13 protein-coding genes are annotated in these 14,802 nt (G+C 64.6%); 6 read left to right on the top strand and 7 right to left on the bottom strand.

From position 1 onward, the window contains the following. Positions 1 to 2: 2 nt before the first annotated feature. On the bottom strand, positions 3 to 815 hold the full coding sequence (locus MMSP_RS16640; protein ID WP_015355389.1) for a GntR family transcriptional regulator: 813 nt from the start codon (positions 813 to 815) through the stop codon (positions 3 to 5). 175 nt (positions 816 to 990) lie between these two features. On the opposite strand from MMSP_RS16640, the gene MMSP_RS16635 reads away from it, so the two are divergent. Further along, complete coding sequence (locus MMSP_RS16635; protein WP_036427354.1) at positions 991 to 1,317, top strand: putative quinol monooxygenase; 327 nt, start codon at positions 991 to 993, stop codon at positions 1,315 to 1,317. On the opposite strand, the gene MMSP_RS16630 is transcribed toward MMSP_RS16635, so the two are convergent. Beyond that, positions 1,307 to 2,248 (bottom strand): antibiotic biosynthesis monooxygenase, encoded by a 942-nt coding sequence (locus tag MMSP_RS16630; RefSeq protein WP_020787574.1) that lies wholly within the window; start codon positions 2,246 to 2,248, stop codon positions 1,307 to 1,309. The two genes, MMSP_RS16635 and MMSP_RS16630, sit on opposite strands and share 11 nt — an antisense overlap. Positions 2,249 to 2,302: 54 nt before the next feature. Beyond that, positions 2,303 to 2,698, bottom strand: coding sequence for a RidA family protein (locus MMSP_RS16625; RefSeq protein ID WP_020787573.1), 396 nt, complete (start codon positions 2,696 to 2,698; stop codon positions 2,303 to 2,305). A 544-nt stretch (positions 2,699 to 3,242) separates the two neighbouring features. Here MMSP_RS16625 and idsB point away from each other — a divergent pair. Continuing rightward, positions 3,243 to 4,229, top strand: a complete 987-nt coding sequence (gene idsB / locus MMSP_RS16620) for a geranylgeranyl diphosphate synthase IdsB (protein WP_036426635.1) — start codon at positions 3,243 to 3,245, stop codon at positions 4,227 to 4,229. Beyond that, positions 4,229 to 5,584, top strand: coding sequence for a hypothetical protein (locus tag MMSP_RS16615; RefSeq protein ID WP_036426633.1), 1,356 nt, complete (start codon positions 4,229 to 4,231; stop codon positions 5,582 to 5,584). Before idsB ends, MMSP_RS16615 begins: the two co-directional genes overlap by 1 nt. Before the next feature lie 41 nt (positions 5,585 to 5,625). On the opposite strand, the gene MMSP_RS16610 is transcribed toward MMSP_RS16615, so the two are convergent. After that, positions 5,626 to 6,498 (bottom strand): alpha/beta fold hydrolase, encoded by an 873-nt coding sequence (locus MMSP_RS16610; protein ID WP_020787570.1) that lies wholly within the window; start codon positions 6,496 to 6,498, stop codon positions 5,626 to 5,628. A gap of 185 nt (positions 6,499 to 6,683) precedes the next feature. On the opposite strand from MMSP_RS16610, the gene MMSP_RS16605 reads away from it, so the two are divergent. After that, positions 6,684 to 6,992: a GlsB/YeaQ/YmgE family stress response membrane protein gene (locus MMSP_RS16605; RefSeq protein WP_020787568.1), complete on the top strand. Its 309-nt coding sequence runs from the start codon at positions 6,684 to 6,686 to the stop codon at positions 6,990 to 6,992. 204 nt (positions 6,993 to 7,196) lie between these two features. On the opposite strand, the gene MMSP_RS16600 is transcribed toward MMSP_RS16605, so the two are convergent. Beyond that, entirely contained in the window at positions 7,197 to 9,641 is a 2,445-nt protein-coding gene (locus MMSP_RS16600) for a glycogen/starch/alpha-glucan phosphorylase (RefSeq protein WP_152522491.1), read from the bottom strand. A 207-nt stretch (positions 9,642 to 9,848) separates the two neighbouring features. Next, positions 9,849 to 10,526, bottom strand: coding sequence for a hypothetical protein (locus tag MMSP_RS16595; protein WP_020787565.1), 678 nt, complete (start codon positions 10,524 to 10,526; stop codon positions 9,849 to 9,851). Positions 10,527 to 10,778: 252 nt separating this feature from the next. On the opposite strand from MMSP_RS16595, the gene MMSP_RS16590 reads away from it, so the two are divergent. Continuing rightward, positions 10,779 to 11,765 carry a linear amide C-N hydrolase gene (locus MMSP_RS16590; RefSeq protein WP_036426631.1) on the top strand — a complete coding sequence of 329 codons (987 nt, stop codon included), beginning with the start codon at positions 10,779 to 10,781 and terminating at the stop codon, positions 11,763 to 11,765. Between the two features lie 168 nt (positions 11,766 to 11,933). Further along, positions 11,934 to 13,490, top strand: a complete 1,557-nt coding sequence (locus tag MMSP_RS16585) for a succinic semialdehyde dehydrogenase (RefSeq protein WP_020787562.1) — start codon at positions 11,934 to 11,936, stop codon at positions 13,488 to 13,490. Between the two features lie 3 nt (positions 13,491 to 13,493). Here the strand turns inward: MMSP_RS16585 and MMSP_RS16580 are convergent, their stop codons facing one another. After that, positions 13,494 to 14,681: a PD40 domain-containing protein gene (locus MMSP_RS16580; protein WP_174524076.1), complete on the bottom strand. Its 1,188-nt coding sequence runs from the start codon at positions 14,679 to 14,681 to the stop codon at positions 13,494 to 13,496. Between the last annotated feature and the right edge of the window lie 121 nt (positions 14,682 to 14,802).

The following is a 14,802-nucleotide window of genomic DNA, read 5'->3' as shown; positions in this document are numbered from 1 at the left end:
GTCTACCTTTCGGTCATCCCGGCTCGCTGTCCCGGCATCGTCCGAGGCAGGGTGACGCAGAATTCGTATCGCTCGGGGCGATGGTGGAATAGCACCACCTCCAGCGGCTTGTCCCCGTCGGTGTAACTCGTGCGCCGCAGCACCAGAACGGGCGCGCCTTCCGACAAGCCCAGTGCCGCTGCGATTTCCGGGGAGGCTCCGGCCGCCTGAATCTCATGGGTGGCCGAGCTGATGCGCACGCCGAGTCGTTGTTCCCACATCGTGTAGGTGGTCGCGGTCACCGATGTGGCTGAGAGCAGCGGTTCGACGGCGTCGTGGGGCAAATCCGCCGGTAGGTAGCAGGTCACGATCGCCAGCGGTTGATCGGATTCGCTATAGCGGCGCTGAATCCGCAGCACTTCCGAACGCCCCAGGGCGGCACCCACCGACTGGGGCGCCGCGACGACCGCATGGGCCAACACCTCGACGCGGGGCGTCACCCCCCGGCTCAGCAGTACCTCGGTGATCGTCCGGACACCGGACTCCAAGTCCTGTTTCACCGGCTCGGCGACGAACGTCCCCAACCCCTGACGGCGGACCAACCAGCCCTCGTCCTCGAGAATTCCAACCGCGGCGCGCACGGTCGACCTGCTAACACCCGAACGTGCGATCAACTCTTGCTCGGTCGGCAGCCGGCTGCCGGGGGACAGCGCCCGCTCCAGGATCTGCGTCCTCAACAACTCCGCAAGCTGGACACTCGCCGGCACGCTGCCACGGGTGACCCGCAGGTCGGCATCGGCGAGATCGTGTCGGGGGGAATCCTCATCGGACGTCATAAAACGTATTACATCGCACTCGCTCGGGATTCGGGATATGCGCTGGTCATCGGCCATCTCCGCCGCAGCGCCACGGCTGGGCCCTGCAGCTGGAGGCGCAGTCATCATGTAACGTTTATAAACGTTTAGTGACAACGGTGTCAAAGTGACCTCAGCCACCCAACAGGAGGTACCCGTGTCCGCCCCAGTAAGCGTTATCGCGCGATTCGCCCCACTACCGGAAAGGCGTGCTGATCTGCGGGTGCTGCTCGCGGGCATGGTCGGTCCCACTCGATCCGAGGAGGGCTGTCGACGCTACGGCCTCTACGAGGCGCCGCCGGACGGCGAGCTGGTGTTGATCGAGCGCTATGACGATCAGGCCGCCCTGGAACACCACCGCACGACCGAGCATTACCTCAACTACCGTGCCCAACTGAGCGCGTTGTTGGCCAGTCCGATCACCGTCAGCGTGCTCGCGCCCCTCGACGAGGCAGAGGCGAGCAGGCATCGGCTCAGAGAGTGACCAGCGCCCAAAAGCCAAGCAACACCGCATAGAGCACGATGACGAGGATCGTTCCTCGAATCGTGATCCGTGTTGGCACACCCGGATTCAGCCAGAAACTCAGGGCACGGGTGGCAAGCGGCATCAACAGGAAACCGAGAGTGATGGTGCTCAAGATGTTGGAAGTGAAGGTCCGCAAGAAGAACGGGACGCCCTTGTCCTGCAGGTAGGTCATGAGGTAGCTGATGCACATGATCGTGGGGTAGAGCATCAGCAACACGGTCATCGACTGTTTCCAGTTCGGCGTGTTCGCCCCATCGACCTCGTTGAAACTGAACCAACTGCCGAAGGCACTGGGCACCTTGCGCACGACGTTTCGCTCGATGTGTTGGTTGAGTTCAGCCAACAGCTTGGCGCGTGTGTGCGACGTGAGCCATTCGTCGGCGTAGCGCGGCTCGGTGAAGCGATACAAACTGGTCCACGCGCCCCCGTCGTGAGCGGGTTCGAGCAGTTCGTAGCCGGTGAATCCGTCGAAGCACCGCGCCGCCGTTTCGAGGGCCTTTTCCGCGGCGAGAAACTCGGTTTCCCGGCCCGGCCGCGGGGTTGTGCTGGCCACCACCGTGACCACGTGGGCGGCCGGCCGGCCGCCGACCATGGTGTGTTCCTCGGCGGGGGTCTCCAGCAGCCGATCGCCGCGTTCGAGCAACTCGCGGCGCCGTTCGGACTGCATCCAATACGACAGATTTTCCTTGGAATCGAACCGGAAGATGATGACCCAGTCATCATGGATACCGGGCACCGGGGGAATGGTCTCGGTTCCGATGAACCCGGGACTGCTGCTGGTGGCGGCGTCAATCTCGGATTGCCAAGCGCGGTAGGCCTCGACGTGTTCGGGGCGTACCTTGCGAGCCACCACGGCGGTCGCAACGACGCCGCCACCGTAAGGGCTCATCTGCCCGCCTTGAGCCCGTGCCGAACGGGGCGTAACCCGGTGTCGGGCACCGCGCTACGGCCTGCGGGCGACGAAGTCGACCTCGACCAAGGCGTCCAGCGCGAGTGCGGTGACACCAATACAGTTGCGGGCGGGCAGCTTTCCCGGTTCAAAGTAGGACTTATAGACGCCGTTGAACGACTCGTAGTCGCGTTTGAACTCGGTGAGGAAGGCGCGTGTCTGCACCACGTTGCCGAAACCGATGCCCAGCTCGCCGAGCACAATCTCGAGGTTGTGCATCACATTGCGGGTCTGGGCCTCGATCCCGTCCGGTAGCGGCTTCGCGTGGTCGTCGGGATAGTTGGGCATCTGCCCGGTGATCCATAACCAGCCGTCGCTTTCGACAACATGGCTATACGGTGCACACGCGTCAGGCGCCGCGTCGAACATCATGAATGTAGGAATACCCATAGCCTTGCCTCCGCTGCGAATTGTTTGAAAGGCGCGCAATTTGTGGTGGGCTTTTCCGAGCGTAACAGGCCGCCGGTACCGGATGGTATGCGTCGATGACGCAATTGCCGACACCGGAAGGCGCCGCGTCGGGTATCTCGCAACCGGTCCGACGTGGTGCTGGGCGGATCGACCACGCGATCTTGTGTTGCAGGCGTGAGACGGATTGCTGGGGCATTCGGCCTGTTCGCCCAGGTTGGACCGAAGTCGTGAGACACGGCAGGGCGGCCGCCGCCCGGAACCCATGTCAGGTTTGCTGATTGGTCGCGGGGATGGGCTGATATCGATTTAAAATGCTTGGTGAAGGCGCCATTAAAGCCGCCGCAACCCGCCGTCGAGAACCAAGGAATTAATTGAGACGTGTTGTGCACCAATCGGATAATTTTGGCAGGATCCGATGTGGTGATCGAGAGTCGAAAGCCGGTTCGCGGCAAACCGACACACTGGTTGTGAGTTTGCTGGCAACGCTGGGATCTGGACGTTCCCGTGGCGTTGGGGAGGCACGTTGACCGCGGACGGGACTTGTGAGAGCGATGTGCCCGCCGAGGTTGTGCAGCTGTTTTTGAGCAGCGCTCGAGCCGCGTGTGATCCGGTGTTGCGCAGGGCCGTCGAGTCGATGCCGGAACCGTTGGCGACGATGGCCGGCTACCACCTTGGCTGGTGGGATATCGATAGATCCGCCCTAGCAGGATCGTCGGGCACGTTCGTTCGCGCCGCTCTGGTCTGGGCGGCCGCCGCGGCCTGCGGCGGTGATGCCGGCAACGCGGCGCCGATTGCGGCGGCGGTGGAGTTGGTGCACAGCGGCACGTTGCTCCATGACGACGTGATGGCTGGGGAGGTGACCCGCGGCGGCAGGCGCGCGGTGTGGAGTATCTGGGGCATCGACAACGCGATCCTGTTGGGAGATGCGTTGCAGACTGCGGCTATTCGGACCCTGACCGACCTGCCTGACTCGGGCGTGGCGGTCCGGGCGGTCATGCGGTTGGAGACGTCGTGCCTGGACTTGTGTATCGGCTGGTTCGAGGATTGCGCATTCGAATGCGGTCAAGCCGGCCCGGTCGACAGTTACGAGCGGATGGCCGCAGGCAAGACTGCGGCCTTGATCGGTTGTTGTTGCGGTCTAGGCGCTTTGGCCGCCGATGCCGGCGATGCCACGATTGCGGCGTTGGAACGGTTCGGCCGTGAATTGGGTCTGGCGTTCCAATGCGTCAACGACCTTGGCCGCCGTAACGCGACACTGACGGTGGCGGCCGCACTGAACTCACGATCCGAAGCGGCCATCGAACCGGCGGCGCTCTGCCACTCCGGCAGTTTCATGGCAACCGGTGACATCGATCGCGCCGCAACCCTTGTCGACGTTGCCGCGGGACGCCACGCCGTGCAGCGATGCGCCGATCAACGCATTCAAGCGACTGTCGCGGCACTGCCCGATGCCGTGCGATCCCGCGATCTGATCGCGTTGTCGCAACTGATCTGCTGCCGGGAGCGCTGATGGCCGGGGAAAACGCCGTGGACATCGCCAGTTTTCGGCGCAACTCCCACGACGAGGTGCTGGACAACCTCACCAAAGGCATTGCTGGCGTGTTGCAGGATGCATTTGCCGACTCGCCGTGCCGCGACTTCTTCCTGTGGTGCTCGTCGCCGCAGAGTCCGGCGCAGCCCGAATGGCTGCGTCTCAGCGGCAGCGGAGCCACGCATGCGATGACGGAAAAGGTACTTCTGTACTCAATGGAGGACGCCCACGCCGAGCACCTGCTGGGACAAAGCCCCGCCCTAAACACGTACCTGGCTTTCGACGCTGTCGCCAACGATCTGGGCATCGGGCTCGGCATGGATCCTCGCCTCGACGGCCCCCACGAACGGCTGCGGCGCAAACTTGCGACCGATGTCAATCACGCGGCCATCCGTGCGCTATCGAGGCCAAGGCCCGCAGCGCCGATGTTGCTCGCCGATAGCCGCGCGAGCGCTCGTCGCATCGACTTCTTGATTCAGACGCCGAGTGGAGCTGCCTATTCACAGCTGGTCAAGGCCTTCAACGCACAATGCGGCCGGAATGTGCGAGCTGACGTGCGCGCCGCGCTGTGGCCGCTGCTCGTCGGCAACATCATCGCCGCTCGCGGGGTGCTGCGCGCCATCAGGGGACTGCGCTACGCCGAACCGGTGCGGCGCTATCTGCTCGGGCGCTACACCGGCGTCAATCGGATGATCGGCACGGGACTCAGGGGCGGAATCGGCCAGCGGCTGGAAAGCAGCGCCGATGCGATCTTGGCCTCCACCACCCTGGGGTACTACATCGCCTTCCTGCTGGACACACCCGAGTACCGCGACGTGCCGATGGAAGAGATCGATCTGCTCTTGTTCCGCGCACTTTCAGCGTGCAATCGTCTCGTCTGCCTGCTGAGCGACATCGGGCCCGAGTTGTTGAAGAATCAGTCCGGCCGTGAGGATCTGGCGAATCGGATCACCGATGCCACAGCGGCAACGGATTCCAGGTTCGATGAGGTGTTGGCCCGCGTGTGCGCCGACGACCCGATGACCACACGCTTGGAGAAGGACCTCACGCGCCGCCAAACCAATCTGGCTCTCGACTCGCTACATGCCTTGCCGGTGGCCAAGGCGGCGCCGGCCTTCGTCAAGCGATTGAACTATTTTGCCCATGCCTATGGCACGGCGGAGCGGTCGCTGATCGACGCATGTCAGGGTCTGCACCACCTCACCGGGCGTTCCGAGATTTCCAAGCTCGTCCTCAACTTCTTCAGCTTTCACGACTCGGACTACGCGAATTCATACAACTTGGTCGCCGGCGGATACAGCGGGGTTTCGCTGCGCATGGTCCCACCGGCCTAGATCACCGTACCCGCGAAGCGCTTGCCAGAGGCCGGCCGGTCTCAGCCGGGCCGGTGGGCGCAAAGATGCTGCGACACCACGTCGTTGAAGGTCTGCGGGTTTTCCAGGAATGGGAAGTGCGTGCCACCCCGCCGTCCCGGGACCCGGGCAAATTGCGCGCCGGGGATCTGCCGCCACATCCATCGTTGGGAAGCGATCGGCACATTGACCGAGTCGCCGGCCAGCACCAGCGTTGGCAAGCCGATGTGCGCCATCAGCCCGCGCCAGTCATGGGTTGCCACGTCAAAGATCAGGTCGGCGGCGCAGCGGCGGTCCAACGTCTGGCCTTGCTCCACGAGCCAGGCCAATTCATCTGCTCCGATGCCTTCGGAGACAACCTCGGTGACGAAGTCCGGACGCGGGTCATCGCCATCGGCGCGCAGCCGATCAGTGAACGCGAACAGTCCGGTGGGGTCCATCGTCGCTCCGGCCTCGAGAGCCTGGGCACCGGTCCACGCGGGATTTCTTAGCGCGCAGGGCATCTGGTCGACCAGCAGCAGCGAGGCGAGCCGATCGGTACCGAATAGCTCGAGGTAGGACCAGATCACCGCGCACCCCATCGAATGTCCGAGCAGATGGACCTGATCGAGTTGGTGCGTCTGCAATACGGTTCGCAGGTCGGCGGCAAGGCGGTGGATGTGATAGCCGAGCTGGGGGGTTGACGAACGACCGTGCCCGCGATGATCGATCGCCAGCACCCGCCATGTGTGCGACAAACCAGCCAGCTGATGGCGGAAGATCTGTGCGGTGAGCGACCAGCCGGGCAACAACACCAAGGCCGGGCCCTCGCCGGCCGCCGTGTGGCCGATCACGGTGCCGTCGTTGCAGACGGTTTCTCCCACTTCGATCCGGTGGGGCTGCGCAGCGGATTCCATAGGCTTCGACCCTAGGGCCGAGATTCGTTCAACCGGGTGAATTTCTTGCGACCGACGTTTACCGCACATCCGGGCCAGTGCCGGCCGATTCGGATAGCGGTGGGCGGTGTGTACATCGCGCCGACGTTTATGTGGCCGGCGCCGGGGGTATTTCAACTGCACCTGCAAACCCCCTTGGAGGACAGATGACTATCACCGGCGTTATCACTGCAATTCTCATCGGCACGGTAATCGGCGTGCTCGGCCGACTCGTCGTGCCAGGCCGACAATCCATCGGAGTGCTCGTCACCATCCTGGTCGGCGTCGTCTCCGCGTTCATCGGGACCGCGATCGCAAAGGCTGTCGGAATCCCGACCGCGACCAGTGGCGTCGACTGGCTCGAACTGCTGGTCCAGGTCATCGTGGCCGCTGTTGGCGTGGCCGCGGTTGCCTCGCTGATGGGCAGGCGGCACTCCGGCATCACCGGCGGTCGCCGTTCCGGACTGCTGCACTGACAGCCAGCCGACCCGTAATCCCGGCTGATCGTCTACGGCCGGGATTACGGCAGTCCTGCACCGGCTCCGACGGCACCGCGGCGGTCAATAGTCGCTAATGGTGATGCCGCCCAAGGTTATTCAAGGGGGTACCTTGGGCGGCATCCAGTGCGGACGGGAGTGCTCGCCGCGCAGGTGTCGGCCACTCGCCGGCGAGCCGGGCAGTCAGTCCGGGCGGAACCCAATGGTCACCGCGGCGATGTTCCAGATATCGTCGCAATATTCGGCGATCGCCCGATCTGAGGAAAACTTCCCGCTGTAGGCGGAGTTGAGAATCGACTTGCGAGTCCAGCTTTCGGTGTCTTGCCAGGTGTTGCTGACTTCCTGCTGGGCGCGCAGGTAGTCGGCGTAGTCGGCATTGACCAAGAACGGATCCCGCTCGCTCAGGTTGGCGATCAGCGGCGCAAACACCTCGGGGTCACCGCCGGAGAACGCTCCCGAACCAATCAACCCCAGAGCCGCCGAGAGTTCCGCGTTTTCGCGGATGTAGTCCCGGGGACGATAGCCCGCGGCCAAAACCCGCTGCACGTCCTGGACGGTCAGGCCGAACAGGAAGAAATTCTGCGCGCCCACCTGCTCGCGGATCTCGACGTTGGCCCCATCGAGGGTGCCGATGGTCAGTGCACCATTCATCATGAACTTCATGTTGCCCGTGCCGGATGCTTCCTTGCCGGCCGTGGAGATCTGCTCGGAGAGATCGGCCGCCGGATAGATCATCTGGCCGCTTTGCACATTGAAGTTCGGGATGAACGCGACCTTCATCCGGTCGTTGACGTCGGGATCGGAGTTGACGATTTCCGCGACGGAGTTGATCAGTTTGATGATGAGTTTGGCCATGATGTAGCCGGGTGCCGCCTTGCCGCCGAAAATGTATGCGCGCGGAGCGGTTTCCAGATCCGGATTGAGCTTGAGCCGGTGGTAGGCGGTGATGATGTGCAGCACGTTGAGATGCTGGCGCTTGTATTCGTGGATGCGCTTGACCTGGATGTCGAAAAGCCAGTCCGGGTCGAGCTCGATACCGGTGCAGGACCGCACATAATCCGATAGCCGGGCCTTGTTGGTTCGTTTGACGGCCCGCCACCGCTGCTGAAACGCCGGATCACCGGCCAACGGCGCCAGCTCGCTCAAGCGGTCCAGGTTGCGCAACCACCCAGGGCCGAGTGTTTCATCGAGCAGTTTGCGCAGGCCGGGATTGGCCAGGGCAACGAATCGGCGCGGGGTCACCCCGTTGGTCTTGTTGCTGAATCGCTGCGGCCACATCTCGTAGAAGTCTTTGAGCACAGTGGTTTTCAACAGCTCGGAGTGCAGCGCCGCGACACCGTTGACCGCGTGGCTGCCCACGGTCGCCAGATGCGCCATGCGGATGCTGCGGTCGCCGTCCTCGCCGATCAGCGACATCCGCCGGACCCGGTTCTCATCGCCGGGAAACCGTGCCCGTACCTCGTCGAGGAAACGCCGGTTGATCTCGTAGATGATCTCCAGATGTCGCGGCAGGAACCGTTCAAACATCGACAGGGGCCAGGTTTCGAGAGCTTCCCGCAACAGGGTGTGATTGGTGTAGGCCAGCGACGCCACGGTGATCCGCCAGGCCTCCTCCCAATTCAGGTCACGTTCATCGACCAGCAGCCGCATCAGCTCGGCCACGGCGATCGAGGGGTGGGTGTCGTTGAGTTGAATCGCCACGCGGTTGGGCAGCTCCTGCACGGGCAAGCCGGCGAAGTCCTCGAGCAGGTGCAGGATGTCCTGCAGCGAACAGGACACAAAGAAGTACTGCTGGGCCAGCCGCAGTTGTTTGCCGACTTCCGGCTCATCGTTGGGGTAGAGCACCTTGGTGACGGTTTCGGACACCACCTGGTCATCGACCGCCCGGTAGTAGTCGCCGGCGTTGAACGCATCCAGCGCCAGTGACTGGATGGCCCGGGCGCTCCACAGCGTGAGGGTGTTGCAGGTGTTGACTCCGTAGCCCTGAATGGGCGTGCCGTAGTAGACGCCCTTGACCGCGCGCTGGGGAATCCAGCGCACCCGGTATCTGTCCCGCTCATCGATGTAGGACTCGGTGAGGCCGCCCCAGCCGACCCGGTAGTTCAGTTCGGGTTTGACGATCTCCCAGGGATTGCCGTCGGCCAGCCAGTTGTCGGTCTTCTCCACCTGCCAGCCGTCGCGGATCTCCTGGTCGAAGATGCCGAACTCGTAGCGGATCCCGTAGCCGACCGCCGGGCGCTGCAGGGTGGCCAGCGAGTCCAGATAGCAGGCCGCGAGCCGGCCCAACCCTCCATTGCCCAGGCCGGGCTCCTCCTCGCAGGCCAGTACCTCGTCAAAATCTTGCCCCAGCGCGGTCAGCGCGGCGCGCGCCTCCTCCTCGATCTGCAGGTTGAGCAAGTTGTTGCCCAGGTGCGGGCCGAGCAGAAACTCCGCCGACAGGTAACAGGCCACTTTGCGGGAGAGATCCAGATAGGTCTGGGTGGTCTCGATCCAGCGCTGCTGCATCCGATCGCGCACAGCCAGCGCGAGCGCGCGGTAGTAATGCTTGGGCTCCAGCAGGGCCGCGGGACGCCCGAGCGAATAGCGCAGGTGGTCTTCAATCGCCTGACGCAGGGCATCGGAACTCATTCCGGTGCGCACATCGCCGACATTCGTGGCTGCGGTGGCCGCCTGGGCCGCGGGCAGAATGACATCACTCATGGTCGCGCTTCCCCCATTGGTTTCCAGCCGTCCTGATGCCTGCGAGTATCGCACCGGAGCGTGAATCGCTTCATGAATATCTGACGCCGCGACACCGCCGCGGCAGCACGGCGATGGCGGGCAGCGCCGAATCGATCATTCCCGCGGCGTCGGCTTCATCGACCCGATGAAGTAGGTCTCCTGGCCGGTCGGGTATCCGCCGCCGTCGGTGGCGATATGCACGTGGTCGTAGTGGTTGAGCGTTTCGGAGCCGTAGTCCGCCGTCCAGGTCGGCGCTCCGATGCCCGGGTAGATCTTCTGCCTCCAGATCACGTGAAGCACACCCCAGCGCTTGGCGTTGGCCAACGCGTAGCCGGCGATCTGGTTGCCCAGCTCGATTCCCTCGGGGCTGGCGTGGTCGGGGATCATCACGTCGATGGCCAACCCGTTGGGATGCCACTTCAACGGATCCTGCCGGAACCCGCCGATGGTGGTGATCTGGGGAAACAAGACGCTGATGGCGCGGGCCGCCCAGATGGTCTTGACCTGCAACCCACTTTCCGGCGCGACACCGGAGGGCAGGGAGAACTGGAATTCCTGAGCTGTCACAGGCACGTTCGCCGCCAGCGACTGGGCCTCCACCGGACTGGCGGTGTGCGGCGCGCTGACCGGTGCGGGTGCCGGGGATGCGGGGGACACCGGAGCGGCCGCCGGCGGCTCGACGCAACAGGGAGGCTTGGCGTTCTGGGCGTAGATCATGGCGGCCGACAAGGCCAGCGAGGCCGTGAATGCCAACCACCGGCCCCGGCCATTGCCGAAGACGTTAATGCCCACGAAACAGCACTCTAGTGTCGGGTGGGACGGGTGGGACAGTGTTTTGGTCGTTGGTTTTCTGGCTTTGTGCGCCGGCGGATGCTCGACCGGATCGGGCCGGTGCCGCCCGCGGTCTGGTCAGAACTGCGACGGTCCATAATCGGCTTCGACGCCAAAGCATCGGCACCGGTTGGTCGATGACGGCGGTTTGTTCGGGATCAGCTTGACCCAGAACCGGTTTCGGGGTCAGTCGCTTCAGGAACGGGGAGTCGCATGTGTACACGCATTCTCTACAGGACCGGCACGGGGACCTGCGTCACCGGACGCGGCATGGACTGGAACGACCTGGACATGCAAACGGACTGCTGGGTGTTTCCCCGCGGCATGCGCCGCGACGGCGGGGTGGGGGCGGGGTCGATCACGTGGACCTCGAAGTACGGCTCGGTGATCCTGAGCATCTACGACCTGGCGACCTCCGACGGCGTCAACGAAGCGGGGATGGTGGGCAACCTGCTCTACCTGACCGAGTCCGATTACGGCGACCAGGGCGCGCGGTCCAAGCCGACGATCTCGGTGGGGGCCTGGCTGCAGTACCTGCTCGACAATTTCGGCACGGTCGCTGAGGCGGTCGAGGCGATGAGCGCCGATCCGATGACGGTGGTCTCGGCCGACGCGCCGAACGGACGTGCCGCCTCGGTGCATGTCGCGTTGTCCGACGCCGGTGGCGATTCGGCGATCTTCGAGTACCTCGACGCCAAGCTGGTGATCCACCACAGTCGTGACCACACGGTGTTGACGAATTCGCCGGTATTCGAGCAGCAGCTCGCCATCAACACCTACTGGGATCTGATCGGCGGGCACAACATGCTGCCCGGAACCATCACCTCCGCGGACCGCTTTGTGCGCGCCAGCTACGCCCTGAAGGCGTCACCGCAATTCAGTGATCGGCGCCAGGCGGTGGCGGCGGTGTTCTCGCAGATGCGCTCGATCGGAGTACCGCTGGGCATGAGTGACCCCGACAAGCCCAACATCGCGTCCACGTTATGGCGATCGGTGGTCGACCACGACGCTCGGCGCTATTACTTCGACTCGGTGATCAACCCGTCGGTGATCTGGGTCGATCTCGACAAGGTCGATCTGACGCCCGCCGCGCAACCGATGAAGCTCACCGTCGGTGTCCCCGACGATCAGGGCGGCGATGTGTCGCAGAAGTTCGAGCCGGCCGCGCCGTTCCACTTCCTGGCACCGAGTCCGCGCTGAGCGCTGCGCCGCCTCGCGGCCCGACTCGGCGGCGGTGCCCGGCCGGATTCGGGCTACTCGTCGCCATTGGGTTGAGCAAATTCATCGGCGGCTAGTCTGTTGTTATAACTGGCTTACATTTGCCCTATAAATGTCCAACGAATCTGTGCGTCTTCGAGAGGTAGCGATATGCCTGTTCCGTCATCCGCGGTCTTCGAGCGTCTACTGAGCCTTGCCGCGATCAAGGACGTCGATGCTCGTCCGACCCGGACCATCGACGAGGTCTTTACTGGCAAACCGTTGACCACCATCCCGGTCGGCACCGCCGAAGACGTCGAGGCAGCGTTTGCCGAAGCTCGCGCGGCACAGGCCAACTGGGCGAAGCGTCCGGTCAGCGAACGCGCGGAGGTCATCCGCCGCTACCGCGATCTGGTCATCGAGAACCGCGAGTTTCTGATGGACCTGCTGCAGGCCGAGGCGGGCAAGGCGCGCTGGGCGGCGCAGGAGGAAGTCGTCGACCTGGTGGCCAACGCCAACTACTACGCACGCGTGTCCGCGGGCCTGCTAAAGCCCCGCACGGTACAGGCGCTGCTGCCCGGGATCGGCAAGACCACGGTCGGCTACCAGCCCAAAGGCGTGGTCGGGGTGATTTCGCCATGGAATTACCCCATGACGCTCACGGCGTCGGACTCGGTTCCCGCGCTGATCGCGGGTAACGCGGTGGTGCTCAAGCCGGACAGCCAGACGCCGTACTGCGCACTGGCGTGCGCCGAGCTGCTGTACCGGGCCGGCCTGCCGCGCGCGCTGTATGCGATCGTGCCGGGCCCGGGCTCGGTGGTGGGTACCGCGATCGCCGATAACTGCGACTACCTGATGTTCACCGGTTCGTCGGCGACGGGCAGCCGGCTCGCCGAGCACGCCGGCCGTCGGCTCATCGGTTTCTCGGCCGAACTGGGCGGCAAGAACGCGATGATCGTGACGTGCGGCGTCAACCTCGACAAGGTGGCCAAGGCGGCCACCCGCGCCTGCTTCTCCAACGCGGGCCAATTGTGCATCTCGATCGAGCGGATCTACGTCGAGAAAGACATCGCCGACGAGTTCACCCGCAAGTTCGGCGATGCGGTGCGAAGCATGAAGCTCGGTACCGCCTACGACTTCTCGGTCGACATGGGCAGCCTGATCTCCGAGGGACAGCTCAAGACCGTGTCCGGCCACGTGGATGACGCAACGGCCAAGGGCGCCAAGGTGATTGCGGGTGGCAAGGCTCGACCCGATGTCGGGCCGCTGTTCTACGAGCCGACCGTGCTGACCGATGTCACCCACGAAATGGAATGCGCGGACAACGAAACGTTTGGGCCGCTCGTCTCGATCTACCCGGTTGCCGACGTCGAGGAAGCCGTTGAGAAGGCCAACGACACCGAATACGGGCTCAACGCCAGCGTATGGGCGGGCTCGACCGCCGAGGGGGAGAAGATCGCCGCCCGGTTGCGGTCGGGAACGGTGAACGTCAACGAGGGCTATGCCTTCGCCTGGGGAAGCCTGAGCGCACCGATGGGCGGCATGGGAATCTCCGGGGTCGGCCGCAGGCACGGCCCCGAGGGGCTGCTCAAGTACACCGAATCGCAGACGATCGCCACCGCGCGGGTATTCAACCTCGATCCGCCGATGGGCGTCCCGCCCACCCTCTGGCAGAAGTCGCTCTTGCCGATCGTGCGCACGGTGATGAAGCTGCCCGGGCGGAAGTGACCGCTAGCCGCCGCTGGTTGCCGTCGCGGCTTGGGGTGGCCAGGCGAACGCATCCACCCCAGTGTCGATCTGTTGGCGGGTGCGCTTGTCCAGATCGGTGATGACCAGCGGCTTGCCCGGTGAGCTCTCCAGGTAGGCGACCACGTCGCCGGCTCCCCACCGGGGCCCCTGGACCTCGGCGGCGACGTTGGCGGCAATCGTTTGCGGCGCGCCGCCCGAGACATCGAGAAGCTGCAGGTTTTTCGACGATTCGCCTTCGCCGCTTCGGGTTTCGGTGAAAGCCAGCTCGCCGGAGGACAGCGCCGCGAGATCGGAGTAGTAGGAGCCGGCTCTGGCGAACACCGTCCTGGGAGCTCCGGCCGGATCGGTGCCGGTGCCGCCGGGTGCGGCGGCGGAATAGATGCCACCGTCGCGAAGCGCAAACGGGATCTCGGTGAAGTTCGGACCGGAGGCATCGCCGTTGGTGAACAGGATCGACCGACCGTCGCTGCCGTAGGCCACCGAATACGCGTTGGTGTCCATCGCGACCGGAGCCGAGGCCGCGCCGACCTCGAGGGCATTGACGTCGATGGGGGACACGTCGCTGCGCGCGTTCGCCCACGCGATGTGGTTGCCGTCCGGCGCCCACGCATATTGGTCGGCCGCGGCCGGGCGCTGCGGCGGCGACAGCACCGAGCCGGTGTCGGCGGCCGCGACGATCAGCAGGCCGCCGGCCATGGTGCCGTTGCTGTCGTTCTGCAGGAACGCGATCTGCTTGCCGGTTGGTGACCAGCGCGGGTTGACGATCTGCCCGAGTCGATGCCCGGGGGGCGGCGGGAGGGCGGCGGGGTCCACGAGTCGGTGGGGCGCCCCCGCCGGCGCATCCTCAGCCAGGTCGAGCACCCACAGCTCACCGCCGTAGTCCGAGGCGCTGTTCTTGTGGACATAGGCCACCCGCGTGCCGTCGGGGGACGGCGCCGGCTGCGTGTCGGCCGGTCCGTCGGTGAGCTTGCGTCCGGGGGTTCCGGCGGGATCGCTCACATACAGCGAACCCGCCTTGGCATAGAACAGCGCCGGCATCGAGGTTCCAGTGTTGGCGGTGGAGCGCTTGCTTGACGACGGTGACCCCGAATCGGCCGCTGGACTGCAGGCCGGCGCCATCAGTACCACAAGGTATGCCACTATCGGGGCGGCTGAGCGACGCCAGGCCATGCATCCCACCTTATCGGTTCCCGGAGGCTGCGCATGCGGTGAACAGCGGCGCGGGCGTCATCGGTGGGTGCTTCGGCCGTACCGCCGTTGCGCGCGTCGGTGTTTGGAACTAGCGTTGACG

Source organism: Mycobacterium sp. 012931, assembly GCF_000419295.1.
Classification (GTDB): domain Bacteria; phylum Actinomycetota; class Actinomycetes; order Mycobacteriales; family Mycobacteriaceae; genus Mycobacterium; species Mycobacterium marinum.
This window is presented reverse-complemented; position numbering and strand designations above follow the sequence as displayed.

Bases quoted from the DNA above. Each gene is read 5' to 3' on its own strand.
- MMSP_RS16640 (WP_015355389.1), bottom strand. From the start codon at position 815: ATGACGTCCGATGAGGATTCCCCCCGACACGATCTCGCCGATGCCGAC.
- MMSP_RS16630 (WP_020787574.1), bottom strand. From the start codon at position 2,248: ATGAGCCCTTACGGTGGCGGCGTCGTTGCGACCGCCGTGGTGGCTCGC.
- MMSP_RS16625 (WP_020787573.1), bottom strand. From the start codon at position 2,698: ATGGGTATTCCTACATTCATGATGTTCGACGCGGCGCCTGACGCGTGT.
- MMSP_RS16615 (WP_036426633.1), top strand. From the start codon at position 4,229: ATGGCCGGGGAAAACGCCGTGGACATCGCCAGTTTTCGGCGCAACTCC.
- MMSP_RS16610 (WP_020787570.1), bottom strand. From the start codon at position 6,498: ATGGAATCCGCTGCGCAGCCCCACCGGATCGAAGTGGGAGAAACCGTC.
- MMSP_RS16605 (WP_020787568.1), top strand. From the start codon at position 6,684: ATGACTATCACCGGCGTTATCACTGCAATTCTCATCGGCACGGTAATC.
- MMSP_RS16600 (WP_152522491.1), bottom strand. From the start codon at position 9,641: ATGAGTTCCGATGCCCTGCGTCAGGCGATTGAAGACCACCTGCGCTAT.
- MMSP_RS16590 (WP_036426631.1), top strand. From the start codon at position 10,779: ATGTGTACACGCATTCTCTACAGGACCGGCACGGGGACCTGCGTCACC.
- MMSP_RS16585 (WP_020787562.1), top strand. From the start codon at position 11,934: ATGCCTGTTCCGTCATCCGCGGTCTTCGAGCGTCTACTGAGCCTTGCC.
- MMSP_RS16580 (WP_174524076.1), bottom strand. From the start codon at position 14,681: ATGGCCTGGCGTCGCTCAGCCGCCCCGATAGTGGCATACCTTGTGGTA.